Raw genomic sequence first — 18,506 nt, forward strand, 5'->3', positions numbered from 1 at the left:
CGGCCACGCCGCGATTGTGGCGGTCAAGCCCATCGCGGCCTGGAGGCCGCTCCTACAGGCACGTTTTATACCTCAGGAAAATCCACCAACCGGACCGGCAGGCGCCGCGCCCCCCAGTCGCCGGGCCGCTCCTCGAACACGCCGGCCACCGGTGTGCCACAGTCGGCGCACTTGCCGTCGTGAATGTTCCATTCGCTGAGCACGTACCAGTCACGACCGATCAGGACCTTGCCGCAGTTGTGGCAATAGGTGCTCTCCCCGGCCTTGTCGTGGACATTGCCGGTGTAGGCATAGCGCACGCCGTTCTCGAGGGCGATCTCGCGCGCGCGGACCAGGGTCTGCTGCGGGGTCGAGGGGTAGTCCAGCATCTTGTAGTCGGGATGGAAGGCGGTGAAGTGCATGGGCACGTCCGGCCCCAGATGCTCGACCACCCACTGGGTCATCTCGTTCAGCTCCTTGTCCGAATCGTTCTCCCCCGGGATCAACAGGGTGGTGGTCTCGACCCAGACATCGGTCTCCTGCTTGAGGTACTGCAGGGTGTCCAGCACCGGCTGCAGATGGCCGCCGGTGATCTTCCAGTAGAAACGTTCGGTGAAGGCCTTGAGGTCGACATTGGCCGCATCCATATGGGCGAAGAATTCCTTGCGCGGCTCCTCGCAGATGTAGCCGGCGGTCACGGCCACCGACTTGATGCCGCGTTCATGGCAGGCATCCGCCACGTCGATGGCATATTCATGGAAGATCACCGGGTCGTTGTAGGTATAGGCCACGCTACGACAGCCGAGCTGTTCGGCGACCCGGGCGATCTTCTCCGGTGATGCCTGGTCGGCCAGGGTGTCGGTCTCGCGTGACTTGCTGATGTCCCAGTTCTGGCAGAACTTGCAGGCCAGATTGCAACCGGCGGTACCGAAGGACAACACCGGAGTTCCCGGCAGGAAATGGTTGAGCGGTTTCTTCTCGATGGGATCGACACAGAAGCCGCTGGAACGGCCGTAGGTGGTGAGTACGATCTTGCCGCCCTGGTTGGCGCGTACGAAACAGAGTCCGCGTTGGCCCTCGTGCAGCTTGCAATAGCGGGGGCAGAGGTCGCACTGCACCCGCTTCTCGTCCAGTCGATGCCAGTAACGGGTCTCGACCGTGTTCTCGGCGATCAGTTCTCTGCTCATGACAGCCCTCCCCTCCGGCATCGCGCATGGCAGCACAGCCGTGCCGACCATACCATTATCGGGAAGTTGAGGGCGGCAACGGGATTTCTCAAGCCTGGGGACTTGCCCGAGTCACCTGCATGAAGCCCCCTCGGCCTTGAAAGCGGACGCCGGCACTCCGATATTCTCAATTATTAACCCGGCAACTAAATATGCCGTGTTAAGAACCCGGATATTGCACCAAGGATTCGATGCTCAGGGCGAGGCTGCCTTGCCAGCCTCGGCCTGACATCGAACAGGCACAAACTGTAACAGGGCGCAATTGCTCGCAGAAGGAATCACTGCCTTGATAACTACCGGAAAAATTACGCATTCAAGGCCGCCTTCGTGCAATATGCGGGCGAGCACCGGCCCGACCCGCAGGGAGCCATTGCCATGACCATCCGCCCCCCCGCCGTTGCCGGGGCCTTCTACCCCGATGACCCGCAGGAACTGCACCAGATGCTCCTCGGTTTCCTCGCCGAGGTGCCACGCGCCGCGAGCGAGGCGCCGAAGGCGATCATCGTGCCCCATGCCGGCTACATCTACTCCGGACCGATCGCGGCCCAGGCCTATGTCCGCCTGCTGCCCGCCCGCGAGCGCATCCGCCGGGTGGTGCTGCTTGGGCCCGCCCACCGGGTGCCGATCCGCGGCCTGGCGGCGAGCAGCGCCGACGCCTTCCGCACGCCGCTCGGCGACGTGCCCCTGGACAGGGCCGCCATCGACACCCTGCTCGACCTGCCGCAGGTCCAGCTGCGCGACGACGCCCACGCCCTGGAACACAGCCTGGAGGTACAACTGCCCTTCCTGCAGGAGGTACTGGACGATTTCGCGCTGGTACCGCTGGTGGTCGGCGACGCCAGCGACGCCGAAGTGGCCGAGGTGCTGGAACGGCTCTGGGATGGCCCCGAGACCCTGATCGTGATCAGCTCCGATCTCAGCCACTATCACGACTACGCCACGGCCCAGGCCATGGACCGCGCCACTTCCCAGGCCATCGAGGCCCTGGCGCCGGAACAGATCGCCCAGGAACAGGCCTGTGGCCGCATCCCCGTGGCCGGACTGCTGCAAGCGGCCCGCCATCACGGCCTGCAGGCACACACCGTCGACCTGCGCAACTCCGGCGACACTGCAGGTCCCCGCGACCAGGTAGTGGGTTATGGTGCCTATGCCCTCCAGTGAGCGGCGCCTCTCCGACGCCCAGCGCGCGGTGTTGCTGGCCGTCGCCCGGGACGCCATCCGCCACGGGCTGGAGACCGGCCAGCCATTGCAGCTGCGGCCGGAGGACTTCGATCCGCTGCTCCAGCAACCGGGGGCAGCCTTCGTCACCCTGCAGTCGCGGGGCCAGCTGCGCGGCTGCATCGGCAGCCTGGAGGCCCACCGGCCGCTGGTCGTCGACGTCGCCGAGAACGCCTTTGCCGCCGCCTTCCGAGACCCGCGCTTCCCGCCGCTGTCGCCGGCTGAATTCGACGACCTGGAGATCCACATCTCGGTGCTTTCGCCACCGACGCCGGTCGAGTTCTCCAGCGAGGCCGATCTGCTGTCCCGGTTGCGGCCGGGCATCGACGGCCTGATCCTGGAGGACAGGGGCCGGCGCGGTACCTTCCTGCCGTCGGTCTGGGACCAGCTGCCGGACCGCGAACAGTTCTTGCAACACCTGAAGCTGAAGGCCGGTCTGCCACCCGACCACTGGTCCGACAGCCTGCGTGTCTGGCGCTACACCACCGAATCCTTCTAGCCCGGATATTGCACCAAGGCGGCGTGCATGAAGGGGGTTCGTGCTGTAATACAGGGACGATATGGCCAGGAAAAGCCCCCTGGGCGGGTTACGGTTTGTGCCTATTCGAATGCCAGGCCGACTCTGGCTGCGCGTCCTGGGTGCAATATCCGGGCTAAAGGCGACCCGCATGATCGCAGGGCAGGCTGGTATATGGATCGGGAACTCGTAAGCCGGCAATGTGCCTGTTCGATTGACTCCGGGCATTGCCCGTGGGGGGGCGCCCGATCGCGGCCTGGAGGCCGCTCCTACGACAACACATTGTACCGCCATGCCCCGTAGGAGCGGCCTCCAGGCCGCGATGCGGCGCGAAGTGCCGCCTAGCCCGGCAGCAGCCAGCCCAGCGCCCCCAGGGTGAGGACCGCCAGCAACAACGGCCGCCACAGTCGCTGCCCGGTTGGCGCCTGCAGCAGCCGGTAGAGACGGCGGTAACGGACCAGGGCCGGTGACTCCGGCCGGCGACGGTCCCGCCCTCGGCGCTCCACGCCGCCGGCCACGACCATGCGCCGGGCAGGGAGACGTCGCTCCCGGCCGCTGCGCTCATCGACCCGGGCGCGCGCCGCGAGCAGGCGCTGGCGGCCGAGCGGGCCCGCGGCCGTCCTCATCACCGCCGGCAGCAACTCGGGGCGCAGCCGCAGCGGCCGCCAGCAGCGTTGATCCGAACTCAGTTCATCCTCCTCCCGCAGCCGGCCAAGCAGCATGTGCCGCTGCAGCTCCTCCAGGACAAAGGGTCCACGCACCTGGCCCTGACGCCGCGTGTACCACAGCACCTCACCCCTCGCCTCGATCCGTTCCGACATTCCGTTCGCCCCCCATTTGCTGCACACTGGAGATCACACTAGCTGCGCGAGAGACACTGCCCGATGTCCAGCTACCCTGGATACACCTGTGCTGGCGGCACTGCCCTTACCGCTTTAGCGGACCGACGGCGGGGATATTGACCCCCCATGCAACCTACCGGTCCCCGATTGCCGCCACTGCCGACCAGCCCCGGTTCAACCGGCCCCTCGCCGGGATTGCGCCTGCGGATCGGCCAGACACTGAACGCCGTGGTGCTCACCAGCCCGCGTGACGGCCGCACCCTGCTGCGGATCGGCGCCAACCAGGTCCAGGCCCGCACCGGCGCGCTGCAGCTGTCACCGGGCCAGGCCCTGAAACTGCAGGTGGTCCGCCTCGGCGAACAGCCGCTGCTGCGCCTGATCACTGCCCTGCGCCAGGATGCTGTCAGCGAGGCCCTGCGCCAGGTCCTGCCCCGGCAACGGCCGCTCGGCCCCATCCTCAGCGGCCTGGCCCAACTGGCTGCCAGACCCGCTGTCAGCCCCCTGCCGCCAGCGGTCCTGGCACGGTTGCGCGAACTCATCGACCGCCTGCCACGTCCCGGCGAACTGAGCAACCCGCGCGGCCTGCAACAGGCCCTGCGCGACAGCGGCACCTTTCTGGAGGCTAGGCTGGCCGCCGGCGCCCCCCCGGCCGACCCGGGCCTGGGCCGCGACCTCAAGGCCAATCTGCTGCGTCTGGCCGCTGCCTTGCGGCAGGCATCGGCCAGCGCCGCCCGGGCGGCCCCGAGCACAGCCTCACGTCCAGGCGCTGCCGCCCAGCCTCCCACCCCGGCCGCCGCCAGCGAGCCGGCCAGCGCAGCCGGCAAGCCACCGTCCCAGGCGGCCGGGGAAGCACAGCGGCCCGGCGCCAACCCCCTGCCGGCATCCTCCCGCCCCCCCCAGCCGCAGAGCACCCAGGGCAACCCGGCGGATCGGGCGGGACGCGTCGCACCCCCGCCCCCGCTGCTGGAGCAGGTCGAGGCGGCGTTGTCACGGGTCCGCCTGCATCAGCTCAAACCCCTCTCGGCAGAGCGGCCGCATGGGCTGGAATGGCTGTTCGAGCTGCCGGTGCGCCGAGACAGCGAGCACATCGACCTGTGGCAGTTGTACTTCCGGCGCGAGGATCGGCCTGGTGGCCAGGAAAAGGAGCAGACGGCCCGCTGGACGGTCCTGCTGAGCTTCGACCTGCCCGGTCTCGGTCCACTGCAGGCGCGCATCACCCTGCAGGGTGAAAGCCGTCTCAGCACCCTCTTCCTCGGCAGCGAGGAGGCTGCGCTGCCCCTGGTGGAGCGACACCTGCCCCGGCTCCGCGCCCGTCTGGAGCAGGCCGGACTGGAGGTCGAGACCCTCGGCTGCCGCCGTGGCCGGCTGCCCCAGCCCAAGCCGGCCACTGGCAGCGGGCCGGTAGTGGACGAAAAGGCATGAGTGGCCAGAACGACAACCCGTCCCCGGCACAGATCGAGCTGGCCATCGCATTGCAGTACAGCGGCGAAGGCGCACCACGGGTCACCGCCCGCGGCCAGGGCGCCCTCGCCGAGCGCATCATCGAGCTGGCGCGGGAACACGACATCCCGCTGCAGGAGAATCCTCCGCTGGTGCAGGCCCTGGCGCACCTGGAACCGGGAGAAGAGATCCCGCCGGCGCTCTATCTGGCCGTGGCGGAAATCCTGGCCTTCGCCTATCACCTGTCGGGCAGAGCGCCCGGGACGGTCGAGGACTGAGCCACCAGAGGCAAGAGCGGGGAATACGGGGGGTCAATGGGTGGCGGGCGGCAACCGCCCAAAGGTGTCAGCTAGCCCGGATATTGCACCAAGGATTCGATGCTCAGGGCAAGGCTGGCAAAGCAGCTTGGGTGATCGTCCGAAAAGTCATAGCCGTTGCTATGGCTTGAGGAGGATCACCCAAGATGCGAAGCCAGAGTCGGCCTGACATCGAATAGGCACAAACCGTAACCCGCCCAGGGGGCCTTTCATGGCCATATCGTCACTGGATTACAGCACGCCCCCTTTCATGCGCGCCGCCTTGGTGCAATATCCGGGCTAGCCTCGGCCAGGCCGCCATGGAGCATGAGGATCAACTCGGCCTCACCACGGGTCAGGCCACATTCCTCGATCAGGGTCTCGGCCGAGGCACCCTGCTGGACGCGCTGGATGGCATGTGAATAGGGGCGATCACCCGCGCCGCGCAACTCGGCCTGGTCCTGCCGCTCGGTGAGGCGGCGTACCCGGTATTCGAGCTGCATCAGATGGTCACCGGCACCGACCGAGGACTTGCAGAGACCGGCCAGATCCTGCCCCACACGCTCCAGTTCCCCTTCCAGGCGCTGGCAGTCGACGGCCAGGCGGCGGTGGCTCCGCAGCAACAGGCCGAGTCCGGTCGCCAGCGCCAGCACGGTACCGCCGAGTATCAGTGTCACCAGATCCAGTTCCATGTCGTCCGTCCTACCCCGCCCTCAGGCATAGTCGTCGATGTGCGGCCGGCCGTCGTCAGGCGGCGGACGGCGTTCCGGCTGCCGTGGCTGGCGCCGCTTCTCCCCGGTGGGCCGGCGCTTCTCCTTCACCCCGGGGTTCGAGCGCACCGGTGTCACGGGGGGCGGCACACCAATCTCGTGGAAATCCGCCACCGCCTGGCATCCCCTTCAGAACCCTTCCAGCTCCTGCCATTCCTCGTCGCTGAGCAGCTTGTTCAGGTCGACGAGGATCAGCAGATTGTCGTTGCAGCTGGCCACACCCTGGATGTACTTGGCGCTCTCGTCATTGCCCACGCTGGGCGCCGACTCGATCTCAGAAGTGTTCAGATCGACCACCTCGGCCACGGCGTCGACCTGGATGCCGATCACATGGCGGTCGGTCTCGATGATCACGATACGGGTCGAATCGTCCCGCTCCTTGGGCGGCAACCCCAGACGCATGCGGGTATCGATCACCGTCACCACGTTGCCGCGCAGGTTGATGATGCCCATCACGTAATCCGGCGCCCCGGGCACCGGCGCGATCTCGGAGACACGCAGCACCTCCTGCACCTGCATCACGTTGATGCCGTAGGTCTCGTCCTCCAGGCGAAAGGTGACGCACTGGAGCACGGCGTCGTTGCTGCTGTTGCTGGCCTGAGCAGTTTGATTCATGGTTTGCCTCTGTCTGTTGAGTGCACCGCCAGGGGTGCGACCCGCGGATCGTCAAACATCGGACATCCGCACCCTTTGCACGCATAACAAGCATTAAACATGCCATTCCCCTCGCCGCAGGGCGTCATGCGGACAGCCCTTCCAGCAGCCCCACCAGGGCCTCCACATCCAGCAGGGCACAGCTCCGGTCGATGGCCGTGCCGGCCAGCCAGGGGCGCGTCCCGGCGTGGCTGCGCCACTTGACCGAGGCCGGCGACAGGCTGATCACCTCGACGATGGCCTCGCAGGCCAGCCCCCAGCGACGGCCGCCGACCAGCAGCAGCTTGCCGAGACGGCGGCCGTCGGCCGGCCCGAGGGCGGCATGACGCTCGGCGGGCAACACCACCGCGGCCAGGTCGACCAGCCGCAGCTCCCCGCCGCGGTGCTCGCGCAGCCCGATGAGCGCGGCACCCTGCCCCGCCACGGCGCGGCAACGGGCGTCCTGCCAGGGAAGCACGTCGTCCAGCAGCGCCAGCGGCACGGCCAGATTCAGACCGGCCACGCGAAACATCAGGCAGCGGAATTCCTCCGCCGCCCAGGCGGGCCGCGGCCGGGACTCCTCTGCAGCGGCGTCCTCACGAGCAGCTGCCCTATCGGCGTGGGACGTGCCGCAGGGCCCGTCCTCGCTGGCCGCGCCATCCTCCGCCGCGCGGTTCACTGGCACGGCACTGTCGCCCGGCTCGGCCGGGGCCGTCTCGGGCACGGCCGGCTGCAACAGGGCATCGAGATAGGCCCCCAGCGCCTGTTGCGGATCCAGCATCTGCACGGAGGCCGGCTGATCGGGGGCGTGATTCATGCCACGCCTCCCAGTGGTTGCGGGTCGGCCGCCGGCCGCTCCAGCAGGGTGTCGAGCAGCGCCCGATAGGCCCGGGCACCGCGGGCGGCCGGCTGCCAGAGGGTCAGCGGGCGACCCACCCGGCTGGCCTCCCGGAACTGGGTATCGACCGGGATCAGGCCATCCCAGAGGCGGGCGGGATAACGCTCCTGCAAGGCACGCAGGGCGTCGGTGGAGGCACGGGTACGGCGGTCGAAGAGGGTCGGCAGGATCAGATACGGCAGTTCACCGCCGCGTGAGCGGCTGATCATCTGCAGGGTATGCAGCATGCGCTCCAGCCCCTTGAGGGCAAGGAACTCGGTCTGTACCGGGATCAGCAGCTGCTGGCAGGCAGCCAGGGCATTGACCATCAGCACGCCAAGCATCGGCGGACAATCCATGAACACATAGTCGAAACGGCCGGCCAGGTCGGCCAGGGTGCGCTGGATGACCAGGCCCATGCCCGGCTCGGCACCGAGCTGGCGGTCGAGGGTGGCCTGTGCCGTGGATGCCGGCAGCAGCCAGAGCCCTTCGAAGTCGGTGGCCCGGAGGATGGCATCGTAGCGCCTCTCCGGCCGCTTCTCGGCCTGATCCTTGAACAGGGTATAGACCGAATGCTCGATCGCGTCCGGATCCAGGCCGAAATAGGTGGTCAGCGAACCGTGCGGATCGAGATCGATCAGCAGCACGCGCTGCCCCTCGCTCAGCAGCGCGCCGCCCAGGGAGACGGCCGTGGTGGTCTTGCCCACGCCGCCCTTCTGATTGGCTACTGCCCAGATCTTCTTCACGCTGCCGCTGTCACTCCGCCGTATCAGGCCAACCTGCTGCCGCATCGTTCTCCCTTCCACCCGTCGTGAGGTTCCAGGCCACCGTCGTTTCGGCCCCCTCGGATCGATGCAGGATCGATGCCAGACGGAAACGCCGGGGGCAGCGAAGTCCTGCAAGCTCGTCGGAGCACGAAAAAGTCGATGCCGCAGGCGGCTTGGCGGCCTGTTGGCGACGGCCGATGCGGCAAGGGATCTGGCTGCCCCGGGCTACGATGTCAGTTTTTTGTCGCCAGAGCCCCGGCCACACCCGGCCGGCCGGCAACGGCCCTGGCCAGTGCCGGCCCGATCTCGGACAACGGCAGAACCTGGTCTGCCAGACCGGCCTCGACGATGGCGCCCGGCATGCCGAAGATCACGCAGCTCGCCTCGTCCTGCGCCCAGATCTCGGCCCCACGCGCCTTCAGGGCCCGCGCGCCCTCGCGGCCGTCGGCACCCATGCCGGTGAGCACCAGGGCCAGGACCCGGCCACTGAAATCGCGAGCCAGGGACTGGAAGGTGATATCGACGCTGGGACGGTAGTGCAGAGCGGGATCACCGTCCGCCACTCGCAGGCCGTAGCGTCCACCCCGTCCGCTGAGCGTGAGCTGGCGGCCTCCCGGGGCCAGATAGGCCGTCCCCGCTTCCAGTGGCTCCCCGTCCTCGGCCTCCTTGACGCGGATCGCACACTGCTGGTCGAGCCGCTGGGCGAAGGCCGGGGTGAAGCTGGCGGGCATGTGCTGGATCAGCAGCAGCGGCACAGGCCAGTCGCCGGGCAGGGCCTTGAGCACCTGCAACAGGGCAACCGGCCCGCCGGTGGAACAGCCGATCGCCACCAGCTGCGGAACACGGCCCCGGCCGGCCGGCGCGGCCAGAGGCGCGGGGCCGGAAAGCGGATGACGCACGGCAGAGGGGGCGGCCGGCACCTCCCCCCGTCCGCGGCGGCCGACGACGAGCACCCGTGAACAGAGCAGGCGCTTGGCGGCCTCCCGGTCCTGGGCGAACTCGTCGAAACGTTTGGGAAGGAAATCGACCGCCCCCGCCTCCAGGGCATCCAGCGTGGCCTTGGCCCCCTCGTAGCTCAGCGAGGAGAACATCAGGACCGGCGTGGGCCTTACAGCCATGATGCGACGCACCGCGGTGATGCCGTCCATGACCGGCATCTCGATGTCCATGGTCACCACGTCCGGCTTCAGCTCCAGCACCTTCTGCACGGCCTGCAGGCCGTCGGCCGCGGTGCCGACCACCTCGATGGCGGGATCGGCATCGAGGATCTCCACGATGCGCCGGCGGAAGAAGCCGGAATCGTCGACCACCAGGACACGGACTGCCATCAGGGCCTCCCGGCCGAGAAATCAAACAGCAAAGGCAGCAAGACAGGCGCGGCAGACATCAGCCGCCCTCAATAGCGCCGGGCGTATTTCTTCATCAGGCTCGGCACGTCGAGGATCAGCGCGATGTGGCCGTCACCGGTGATGGTCGCGCCGGCAAAGCCCGGCATGCCCTGCAGCATGGCACCCAGCGGCTTGATCACCACCTCTTCCTGGCCGATCAACTGGTCGACCACGAAACCGACCCGCTGGCTGCCGACATTGACCATCACCACATGGCCGTTGGTCTGGTCCTCGGCGACCACCTGGCCACCGCGCACCAGCCATTTGCGCAGATAGAACAGCGGCACCGCCTTGTCGCGCACCCGCACCACCAGCTGGCCGTCGACGACATTGGTCTGGGATTCGTCGAGGTCGAAGATCTCGACCACGCTGGCCAGCGGCAGGGCGAAGGGCTGATCACCCAGCACCACCATCAGGGTCGGCATGATGGCCAGGGTCAGCGGCACGCGAATGCTGAGCCGGGAACCCTTGCCCAGTGTCGAGTCAATCTCCACGCTGCCATTGAGCTGGCTGATGCGGGTCTTGACCACATCCATGCCCACCCCGCGGCCGGAGACATCGGAGATCTCCTCCTTGGTGGAGAAACCGGGCGCAAAGATCAGATTGAAGGCCTCGCGGTCGTCGAGGCGGGCCGCCGCCTCGCTGTCCATCAGTCCCTTCTCCACGGCGCTGCGGCGCAGCTTGTCCGGATCCATGCCCCGACCGTCGTCCTCGATCGACAGCAGGATGTGGTCACCCTCCTGTTCGGCCGCCAGCACCACGGTTCCGGTACGCGGCTTGCCGGCCGCCTCGCGTTCCTCGGGACTCTCGATGCCGTGGTCCACGGCGTTGCGCACCAGGTGCACCAGAGGGTCGGCCAGGGCCTCGACCAGGTTCTTGTCCAGATCGGTGTCCTCGCCCTGCATCTCCAGGTGGACCTCCTTGTTCAGGGTCCGGGCCAGGTCGCGCACCACGCGCGGAAAGCGGCCAAACACCTTCTTGATGGGCTGCATCCGGGTCTTCATCACCGAGGCCTGCAGGTCGGAGGTGACCACGTCCAGGTTGCCGACCGCCTTGCTGATCTCCTCGTTGCCCATGGTCGCCTTGAGGGTGGCCAGGCGGTTGCGCACCAGCACCAGCTCGCCGACCAGGTTCATGATGTCGTCCAGACGCTTGGTATCGACCCGCACCGTGGTCTCCGCCTGGGGGGCGGCCGGCTTGGGTGCCGCCTTGGGCGCAGGGGCCGGGCTGGGTGCCGCCGCCGGCTCGGCCGGGGTCGGCCTGGCCTCCGCCGGCGGCTGGCCGGCCGGCGTGGCGCCGGCCGCCTTGCCCTTGCCGTGCAACTCGTCCAGCAGGGCCTCGAATTCCTCATCGGTAATCAGGTCGCCCGAACCGGAGGTCTCGTCATCTGCAGTGGCGGGCTTGGCCACCTCCGCCCCAGGCGCCGGCTCGGCGGCCGCTGCGGCCTCCTCGACAGCCGGCTGCCCGGTCGGGGCACCGCCCGCGCCATGCAGCTGGTCGAGCAGGGCCTCGAATTCGTCGTCGGTGATCTCGTCGCCACCGACCGGTTCGTCCCCGGTCGCGCCGTCCGCTGTCGCCGGGGCCGCCTCCTGCGCGGCACCGGCCGCCTCCAGCAGGCTCTCGAACTCGGCGTCGGTGGCATCGGCATCCGCCTCGGCAGGCGCGGCTTCCGGGGATGCAACCTCGCCGGCAGCCGGCTCGGCACCGGCGGGGGTGGCATAACGCTCCAGCTCGGTGAGCAGTCCCGCCTCGGCGGGGCTCGGTTCCTGACCGGCATGGATCTCGCCGAACATGGCATTGACCACGTCCAGCACCCGCAGCACCACGTCCATCAGTTCGACATCGGCGATCCGTTCACCGTTGCGCAGCACGTTGAAGACGTCCTCCGCGCGATGACAGACCTCGACCAGATGGGTCAGGCCGAGAAAGCTGGCCCCACCCTTGATGGTATGGAAGCTGCGGAACACCGCGTTGAGCAGGTCGTTGTCCTGCGGCGACTGTTCCAGCTCGACCAGCTGCTCATTCAGCTGTTCCAGCAGTTCACCTGCCTCGACCAGGAAGTCCTGAAGTATTTCGTCGTTGGGATCTAGACTCATGGATGTTTTCCTTTCGGTCGTTCTGCCCTGTCCGTCCGTTCAGAAACCCAGACTGGAAAGCAGCTCGTCCACATCGTCCTGATCGTTCATCACCTCGCCCTGTTCCAGACCGGGCACCTGGGGACCGAAGCCCCTGGACGCTTCGTCCTTCTGTTCCAGGCCGGTACCGTCCTTGTTCACCTGCTGGCCCGAGATGCGGATCAGGCCGACCAGTTTCTCCTCGACCTCCTGCACCAGGGTGATCACCTGGCGGATGATCTGGCCGGTGAGATCCTGGAAACCCTGGGCCATGAGTACCGCGGACAGATTGGTACTCAGGGCATCGGCATGGCTGCTGGTCATGTCCAGGAAGCGGTCGATCTCCGGAATCAGCGAGCGGAATTCCTCGGCGATCATGTCCCGGCGGCGGAAGCGCTGCCACTTGTCGTGCAGCTCGCGGGCACCCTGTTGCAGCTCCTCGGCGATGGGCAGACTGTCCTCCACCGCACTGAGGGTCTTGTTGGCGGCCTCCTCGGTCATGCTGATGACATGGTTGAGGCGCGCCTTGGCATCCGGGATATCCGATTCGGTAAGCGAGGCCAGACGCGCATCGATGTGGAAATTGCTCAGCGCCTCGTGCAGCTCGCGGGTCAGTTTGCCCAGTTCGCGGAACAGGCCTTGCTCACGCTGACGGGACAATTCGTCGAGCAGCTGGGCGACACGGGTCTCGTTGCCCGACTCCATCTCGGTCACCAGTTCGCGGGCCGTGGCCAGGGCGGTATCATCTAGCATGGTTGCTGGCTCAGACATCGACATTCCCCTCACCCGGTGGCCTGCAGTCGTTCGAAGATCTTGTCGATCTTCTCCTTCAGGGTCACGGCGGTGAACGGCTTGACGATATAGCCGTTGACGCCGGCCTGGGCAGCGGTGACGATCTGGTCCTTCTTGGCCTCGGCCGTGACCATCAGCACCGGCATCGAGGCCAGCTTGGGATCCGCGCGCACCGCCTTCAGCAGGTCGATACCGGTCATGCCGGGCATGTTCCAGTCGGTGACCAGAAAATCGAAGTCCCCGGACTGCAGCATGGGCAGCGCCGTGGTCCCGTCATCGGCTTCCTGGGTGTTGTTGAACCCCAGATCGCGGAGCAGGTTCTTGATAATGCGCCGCATCGTGGAAAAATCGTCCACGATAAGGATCTTCATATTCTTGTCCAAAGCGACCTCCCGATCAGCATGCTTTGAATGGCCTTGGTCAACCCGCTCAGGGTCCGTCTGCAGGCACCTGCCCGGCTCATCCTGTCGCTGTCCACGGATGGTCCGGCCCGGTGCCCTGGCGCGTCAGATCCACGCTGTTAGCAGTATCGGCACCGCCCCCGATTGCTTGACCCCGGAAGGCCGCAGGCGGCAGTGTCTTTTTCAACCGCCGGTCCACTCGCCCATCCGCGCCCGCAGGCGGATCAGGGCCTGGCCGTGGATCTGACAGATCCGGGATTCCGAGACCCCCAGCACCTCGCCGATCTCGCGCAGATTCAGCTCCTCGTCGTAGTACAGCGCCATGACCAGCCGTTCCCGTTCCGGCAGGCCGGCGATGGCCTCGCTGAGCGCCTTCTGGAAGTCCTCGTTCTGCAGGTTGTCCAGCGGCTCGTTGCTCTGCTCGCGGCCGCGCGCCTCGCGGTCCTCACCCATCGATCCCGGGTCGTCGAAGCTGAACATGCGCGCCCCGGTGGCGTCCTGCAGGATGCGGTGGTATTCGTTGATATCGATGCCCAGCAGCTCGGCCACTTCGTGGTCGCGGGCATCGCGCCCCTTGCTGTTCTCGATCTCGCGCACCGCCTCGGCCACCTGGCGCGCCTTGCGGTGCACCGAACGCGGCGTCCAGTCGGTACGGCGGATCTCGTCCAGCATGGAACCGCGGATGCGGATCCCGGCATAGGTCTCGAAGCTGGCCCCCTGACTGGGGTCGTAATTGCGGGCCGCTTCCAGCAGGCCGATCATGCCGGCCTGAATCAGGTCATCGGCCTGCACGCTCGGCGGCAGGCGGCTCATCAGATGATAGGCGATGCGCTTGACCAGCGGCGCATGCCGGGTGACCAGCTCGTCCTGGCCACGGTCCTGGGTTGCAGCGTACATGGCAGCTCCATTCATGGCTGAATCTCCATCTGTCCATTGGTCGACTGGATCAGCCGTTCGACAAAGAATTCCAGATGCCCTGCCGCCCCGCTGGGGATCGGCCAGTTGCCGGCCTTCTGGCTCAGGTTCCTGAAGGCCATGGCGGCACGCGAGCGCGGATAGGCATCGACCACCGCCTTCTGGCGCTTCACCGCCTTGCGCAGGTAATCGTCGTAGGGCACGGCGCCCATGAAATCCAGGGTCACATCCAGGTAACGTTCGGTGACCCGCGAGATCTTGCTGAACAGCTCGCGGCCCTCCTGGGCGCTGTGCGCCATGTTGGCCAGCACCCGGAAGCGCTGCACGCCGTATTCGCGGCTCAGCACCTTGATCAGGGCATAGGCATCGGTGATCGATGCCGGTTCGTCACAGACCACGACCACGACTTCCTGGGCGGCGCGGGTGAAACTGACCACGCTGTCGGCGATGCCGGCAGCGGTATCCACGATCAGCACGTCCAGCTGCTGGCTCAGCTCGCTGAAGGCGCGGATCACGCCGGCATGCTGCATCGGCCCCAGCTCGGCCATCGCCTTGGTGCCGCTGGAGGCCGGCACGATCTGCAGGCCGGCCGGTCCGTCGACGATGATCTCCTCCAGGGTGCGTTCTCCATCGATGACGTGGGAGAGGTCATATTCCGGATGCAGGCCAAGCATGACGTCGACGTTGGCCAGACCGAGGTCGGCATCCATCAGCATCACCTGCTTGCCGCTTTCGGCCAGGGATACGGCCAGGTTCACCGAGACATTGGTCTTGCCCACCCCGCCCTTGCCGCTGGTTACGGCGATCACCCGGGTCGGCGTGGGTTGGTTCATGTTGCGCAGACCGGCTGCCTGGTCGATATGCGGCCTAGGCATGGGCATGTGTGGCCAATCCGCCGAAGCGTTCTGCAAGGGTGTCGTCATCGGTTTCCTGCTCGACTTGTTGCATGAGGGAGGCGGCCAGAGCCACCAGTTTATGGGGTCGTGCCGGATGGAGGTCTTCCGGGACACGTTGCCCGTCGCCGACATAGGCCAGCGGCAGCTGCTGCTGCGCCGCCACCGCCAGGGCACCGCCGAGGCTGGCGGCCTCGTCCAGCTTGGTGAGGATGCAGCCGTCCAGGCGGCTGGCGCCGAAGGCACGCACCGCCTCCTCCAGCACCGGGGTCTGGGTGCTGGCGGCCATCACCAGGTAGCTGCGGATCGGGATGCCGGCCTCGCGCAGGGTTGCAAACTGCTCGCTCAGGCGCAGGTCGCGCTGGCTCATGCCGGCGGTGTCGATCAGCACCAGCCGCTTGTCCAGCAGGCTCTTCAGCGCAGTGGCCAGTTCCTCATGGTTGGCGGCGACCTGCACCGGCATGCCGAGGATGCGACCATAGGTGAGCAGCTGCTCGTGGGCGCCGATGCGATAGCTGTCGGTGGTGATCAGGGCCACGTTGCGCTGACCATGCCGCAAGGCATAGCGGGCCGCCAGCTTGGCCACGGTGGTGGTCTTGCCCACCCCGGTGGAACCGACCAGGGCCACCACGCCCCCCTCGGAGAGGATGTCGTCATTGGTGACCGGGATCTGCTCGGCGAACAGCGCCAGCACCTGGCGCCAGGCCTGCTCCGGTTCCAGATCGCCGGCGATGCGCCCGGCCAGCGCCTGGCACAGGGCCTGCGGCAGGCCAAGGGCGGAGAGCCGGCGCAGCAGGCCGGCGCGCAGCGGCTGGCTGCGGTTGAGTTCCCCCCAGGCAAGGTGGGCCAGCTGGTTCTCGAGCAGGCCGCGCAGTTCGTGGATCTCGTTCCGCATGGCGACGATGGCCGGATCCTGGGACCACTGGATGTCGGCGACCCTGGGCCCGGGAGAAGCTGCGGCCGGGGCCGGCCCGGGGTCCGCCTGCGCCTCCGCCCGAGAAGCGGCGCTCCCGGCCTCCACCTGCTGGTAGCGCGCCGCCCCAGCGGCATCCGCCGCCGGCTGCGGTTCGGCGACCTGCGGGGTGGCAGCCTGGCGCACGGCGGCCTCGTCGTAGTCCACGGCGGCGATGATCTCCACCCCGCCCTCGACCTTGCGGTTGGAAAGGATCACCGCATCGGGCCCCAGCGTGTCGCGCACCTTGCCGAGGGCCTGGCGCATGTCCGCGGCGAAGAACCTTTTTATCTTCATCGTTTCAAACCCCGTGCTTCACTCATGCCGTCGCCACCTGACCCAGACCGGCCGGCGCCTGGCCGACGGTGGCCACCACCTTGATCTGCTTGTTGTCCGGCACCTCGCTGTAGGCCAGCACATGCAGGCTGGGGATGCTGTGACGCACCAGCCGCGCCAGCCAGGCGCGGATCGGCGGAGCCACCAGCAGCACCGCCGGCTGTCCCCCCATCTCCTGCTGCTGCGCCTTTTCCGCCAGTGCCTGATGCATCTGTTCTGCCAGCCCCGGTTCGAGGCCGGCGCCTCCTTCCTGTGTACCCTGAATCGACTGAAGCAATATCTGTTCCAGCGCCGGATCGAGCGTAATTACTGGAAGTTCATTCGACAAACCATTGATATGCTGAACGATGGAGCGGCCCAATGCGGCCCGCACCGCGGCTGTCAAATTACCGGCATCCTGGCTGCGACCCGCATGCTCCGCCAGGGTCTCGGCAATGGTGCGGATATCGCGGATCGGCACCCGCTCCTCGAGCAGGTTCTGCAGCACCTTGACCACCACGCCCAGCGGCAAGGCCTTGGGTACCAGATCCTCGACCAGCTTGGGCGCGCTCCTGGCCAGGCCGTCGAGCAGGTGCTGGACCTCCTCATGGCCGAGCAGCTCGTGGGCATTCTCCTGCAGGATGTTGCTGAGATGGGTGGCGACCACGGTGCTGGCGTCGACCACGGTGTAGCCCATGGTCTGGGCGTTGTCGTGCTGCTCCGGCTCGATCCACACCGCCTCCAGACCGAAGGCCGGATCGCGGGTGGGGATGCCGGGCAGGCTGCCGAACACCTGGCCGGGGTTGATGGCCAGTTCGCGGTCGGGGTGGATCTCGGCCTCGCCCATCGGCACGCCGTTGAGGGTGATACGGTAGGCGTTGGGCGCCAGATCCAGGTTGTCGCGGATGTGCACCGGCTGGATCAGGAAGCCGAGCTCCTGCGACAGTTTCTTGCGCACCCCCTTGATGCGGTCCATCAGCGGCCCGCCCTGCTGACGGTCGACCAGCGGGATCAGGCGATAACCGACCTCCAGGCCGATGATGTCCACCGGCGCCACGTCGTCCCAGCTCAGATCGCGCGTCTCCGTCGGCTGCTCCTCATCCGGCTCAGGCGCGATCTCCTCCTCCGCCTTGCGTTCACGCTGCGACAGCCACCAGGCCCCCCAGCCACCGGCAGCGGCCAGGGTGAGAAAGGGCAGGTTGGGCATCCCCGGCACCAGACCCAGCATGCCGAGCACCCCCGAGGTCACGCCCAGGGCGGCCGGCTTCTCGAACAGCTGGGAAATCACCTGCCCGCCCATGTCCTGGGCACTGGAGACGCGGGTGACGATGATGGCCGTGGCGGTGGACAGCACCAGCGAGGGGATCTGCGCCACCAGGCCGTCACCGATGGTCAGCAGGGTATAGTTGTGCAGCGCGGTATTGAGATCCAGGCCGTGCTGCGCCATGCCGATCGAGAGGCCACCGATGATGTTGATGAACAGGATGAGGATGCCGGCCACGGCGTCACCGCGCACGAACTTGCTGGCACCGTCCATGGCGCCGTAGAAATCCGCCTCCCGGGCGATGTCCTCGCGCCGCTTGCGCGCCTCCTCCTGGGTGATGAGCCCGGCGTTGAGATCGGCGTCGATGGCCATCTGTTTGCCGGGCATGGCATCCAGGGTGAAACGGGCGCTGACCTCGGAGACACGGCCGGCACCCTTGGTGACCACCACGAAGTTGATGATCACCAGGATGGCGAACACCACCAGGCCCACGGCGTAGTTGCCACCGGCGACGAACTCGCCAAAGGCCTCGATCACCTTGCCCGCTGCACCGGTTCCGGTATGCCCCTCCAGCAGTACCACCCGGGTGGAGGCCACGTTGAGCGCCAGCCGCAGCAGGGTGGCGACCAGCAGCACCGTGGGGAACACCCCGAAGTCCAGCGGACGCAGCGCATAGACGGTCACCATCAGCACCACCAGCGCGAGGGCGATGTTGAAGGTGAACAGCATGTCCAGGGCAAACGGCGGCAGCGGCACCACCATCATCGCCAGCATCATGACCAGCAGGATGGGGGCGCCGAGGCCATTGCGGCTCAGTTCGCGAAGGTTCACTAGCAGGGTATTCTCATTCATGGACATGGTCTCTGCCGCGCCGGTTTGCCGACGCCTGGGGATAGGGATTCAAGAA

Annotated in this window: 19 protein-coding genes; 4 read left to right on the forward strand and 15 right to left on the reverse strand. The window is 67.2% G+C overall.

Going from position 1 to position 18,506, the window contains the following annotated elements:
• Positions 1-65: 65 nt before the first annotated feature.
• A complete protein-coding gene (gene amrS / locus QVG61_RS08490; protein WP_289930202.1) occupies positions 66-1,166 on the reverse strand; it encodes an AmmeMemoRadiSam system radical SAM enzyme in 1,101 nt (366 codons plus the stop codon).
• Between the two features lie 414 nt (positions 1,167-1,580).
• Between amrS and amrB the strand changes: the two genes are divergently transcribed.
• Together amrB and amrA are read left to right on the forward strand one after the other, a co-directional pair.
• Positions 1,581-2,366, forward strand: coding sequence for an AmmeMemoRadiSam system protein B (gene amrB, locus QVG61_RS08495; protein ID WP_289930203.1), 786 nt, complete (start codon positions 1,581-1,583; stop codon positions 2,364-2,366).
• Complete coding sequence (gene amrA / locus QVG61_RS08500; protein WP_289930204.1) at positions 2,353-2,922, forward strand: AmmeMemoRadiSam system protein A; 570 nt, start codon at positions 2,353-2,355, stop codon at positions 2,920-2,922. Before amrB ends, amrA begins: the two co-directional genes overlap by 14 nt.
• A gap of 359 nt (positions 2,923-3,281) precedes the next feature.
• Here the strand turns inward: amrA and QVG61_RS08505 are convergent, their stop codons facing one another.
• The gene (locus QVG61_RS08505; RefSeq protein WP_289930205.1) at positions 3,282-3,761 is read right to left on the reverse strand and encodes a hypothetical protein; all 480 of its coding nucleotides are present in this window, start codon (positions 3,759-3,761) and stop codon (positions 3,282-3,284) included.
• A gap of 147 nt (positions 3,762-3,908) precedes the next feature.
• Between QVG61_RS08505 and QVG61_RS08510 the strand changes: the two genes are divergently transcribed.
• Positions 3,909-5,204: a flagellar hook-length control protein FliK gene (locus QVG61_RS08510; protein WP_289930206.1), complete on the forward strand. Its 1,296-nt coding sequence runs from the start codon at positions 3,909-3,911 to the stop codon at positions 5,202-5,204.
• The gene (locus tag QVG61_RS08515) at positions 5,201-5,500 is read left to right on the forward strand and encodes an EscU/YscU/HrcU family type III secretion system export apparatus switch protein (RefSeq protein ID WP_289930207.1); all 300 of its coding nucleotides are present in this window, start codon (positions 5,201-5,203) and stop codon (positions 5,498-5,500) included. The genes QVG61_RS08510 and QVG61_RS08515 overlap by 4 nt, the downstream gene beginning before the upstream one ends.
• A 287-nt stretch (positions 5,501-5,787) precedes the next feature.
• Here QVG61_RS08515 and QVG61_RS08520 read toward each other — a convergent pair whose 3' ends face one another.
• The 13 genes from QVG61_RS08520 to flhA all read right to left on the reverse strand — a co-directional run bounded on the left by QVG61_RS08520 (position 5,788) and on the right by flhA (position 18,451).
• Positions 5,788-6,210, reverse strand: coding sequence for a DUF2802 domain-containing protein (locus QVG61_RS08520; protein ID WP_289930208.1), 423 nt, complete (start codon positions 6,208-6,210; stop codon positions 5,788-5,790).
• Between the two features lie 21 nt (positions 6,211-6,231).
• Positions 6,232-6,402: a hypothetical protein gene (locus QVG61_RS08525; RefSeq protein ID WP_289930209.1), complete on the reverse strand. Its 171-nt coding sequence runs from the start codon at positions 6,400-6,402 to the stop codon at positions 6,232-6,234.
• A gap of 15 nt (positions 6,403-6,417) precedes the next feature.
• Positions 6,418-6,903, reverse strand: a complete 486-nt coding sequence (locus tag QVG61_RS08530; RefSeq protein WP_289930210.1) for a chemotaxis protein CheW — start codon at positions 6,901-6,903, stop codon at positions 6,418-6,420.
• A 124-nt stretch (positions 6,904-7,027) separates the two neighbouring features.
• Positions 7,028-7,738, reverse strand: a complete 711-nt coding sequence (locus tag QVG61_RS08535) for a chemotaxis protein CheW (RefSeq protein ID WP_289930211.1) — start codon at positions 7,736-7,738, stop codon at positions 7,028-7,030.
• Complete coding sequence (locus tag QVG61_RS08540) at positions 7,735-8,589, reverse strand: ParA family protein (RefSeq protein ID WP_289930212.1); 855 nt, start codon at positions 8,587-8,589, stop codon at positions 7,735-7,737. Before QVG61_RS08540 ends, QVG61_RS08535 begins: the two co-directional genes overlap by 4 nt.
• Before the next feature lie 209 nt (positions 8,590-8,798).
• Positions 8,799-9,893 (reverse strand): chemotaxis response regulator protein-glutamate methylesterase, encoded by a 1,095-nt coding sequence (locus QVG61_RS08545; protein WP_289930213.1) that lies wholly within the window; start codon positions 9,891-9,893, stop codon positions 8,799-8,801.
• A 68-nt stretch (positions 9,894-9,961) separates the two neighbouring features.
• On the reverse strand, positions 9,962-12,049 hold the full coding sequence (locus QVG61_RS08550; RefSeq protein ID WP_289930214.1) for a chemotaxis protein CheA: 2,088 nt from the start codon (positions 12,047-12,049) through the stop codon (positions 9,962-9,964).
• A gap of 39 nt (positions 12,050-12,088) precedes the next feature.
• On the reverse strand, positions 12,089-12,838 hold the full coding sequence (locus QVG61_RS08555) for a protein phosphatase CheZ (protein WP_289930215.1): 750 nt from the start codon (positions 12,836-12,838) through the stop codon (positions 12,089-12,091).
• Between the two features lie 11 nt (positions 12,839-12,849).
• The gene (gene cheY, locus QVG61_RS08560) at positions 12,850-13,230 is read right to left on the reverse strand and encodes a chemotaxis response regulator CheY (protein WP_354671157.1); all 381 of its coding nucleotides are present in this window, start codon (positions 13,228-13,230) and stop codon (positions 12,850-12,852) included.
• Between the two features lie 213 nt (positions 13,231-13,443).
• Complete coding sequence (locus QVG61_RS08565; protein WP_289930217.1) at positions 13,444-14,172, reverse strand: RNA polymerase sigma factor FliA; 729 nt, start codon at positions 14,170-14,172, stop codon at positions 13,444-13,446.
• The gene (locus tag QVG61_RS08570) at positions 14,169-15,050 is read right to left on the reverse strand and encodes a MinD/ParA family protein (protein ID WP_354671217.1); all 882 of its coding nucleotides are present in this window, start codon (positions 15,048-15,050) and stop codon (positions 14,169-14,171) included. The genes QVG61_RS08565 and QVG61_RS08570 overlap by 4 nt, the downstream gene beginning before the upstream one ends.
• Positions 15,043-16,317: a flagellar biosynthesis protein FlhF gene (gene flhF / locus QVG61_RS08575; protein ID WP_289930218.1), complete on the reverse strand. Its 1,275-nt coding sequence runs from the start codon at positions 16,315-16,317 to the stop codon at positions 15,043-15,045. Before flhF ends, QVG61_RS08570 begins: the two co-directional genes overlap by 8 nt.
• 22 nt (positions 16,318-16,339) lie before the next feature.
• The gene (gene flhA / locus QVG61_RS08580; RefSeq protein WP_289930219.1) at positions 16,340-18,451 is read right to left on the reverse strand and encodes a flagellar biosynthesis protein FlhA; all 2,112 of its coding nucleotides are present in this window, start codon (positions 18,449-18,451) and stop codon (positions 16,340-16,342) included.
• Between the last annotated feature and the right edge of the window lie 55 nt (positions 18,452-18,506).

The organism is Thiohalobacter sp. IOR34 (assembly GCF_030406045.1).
GTDB lineage: Bacteria > Pseudomonadota > Gammaproteobacteria > Thiohalobacterales > Thiohalobacteraceae.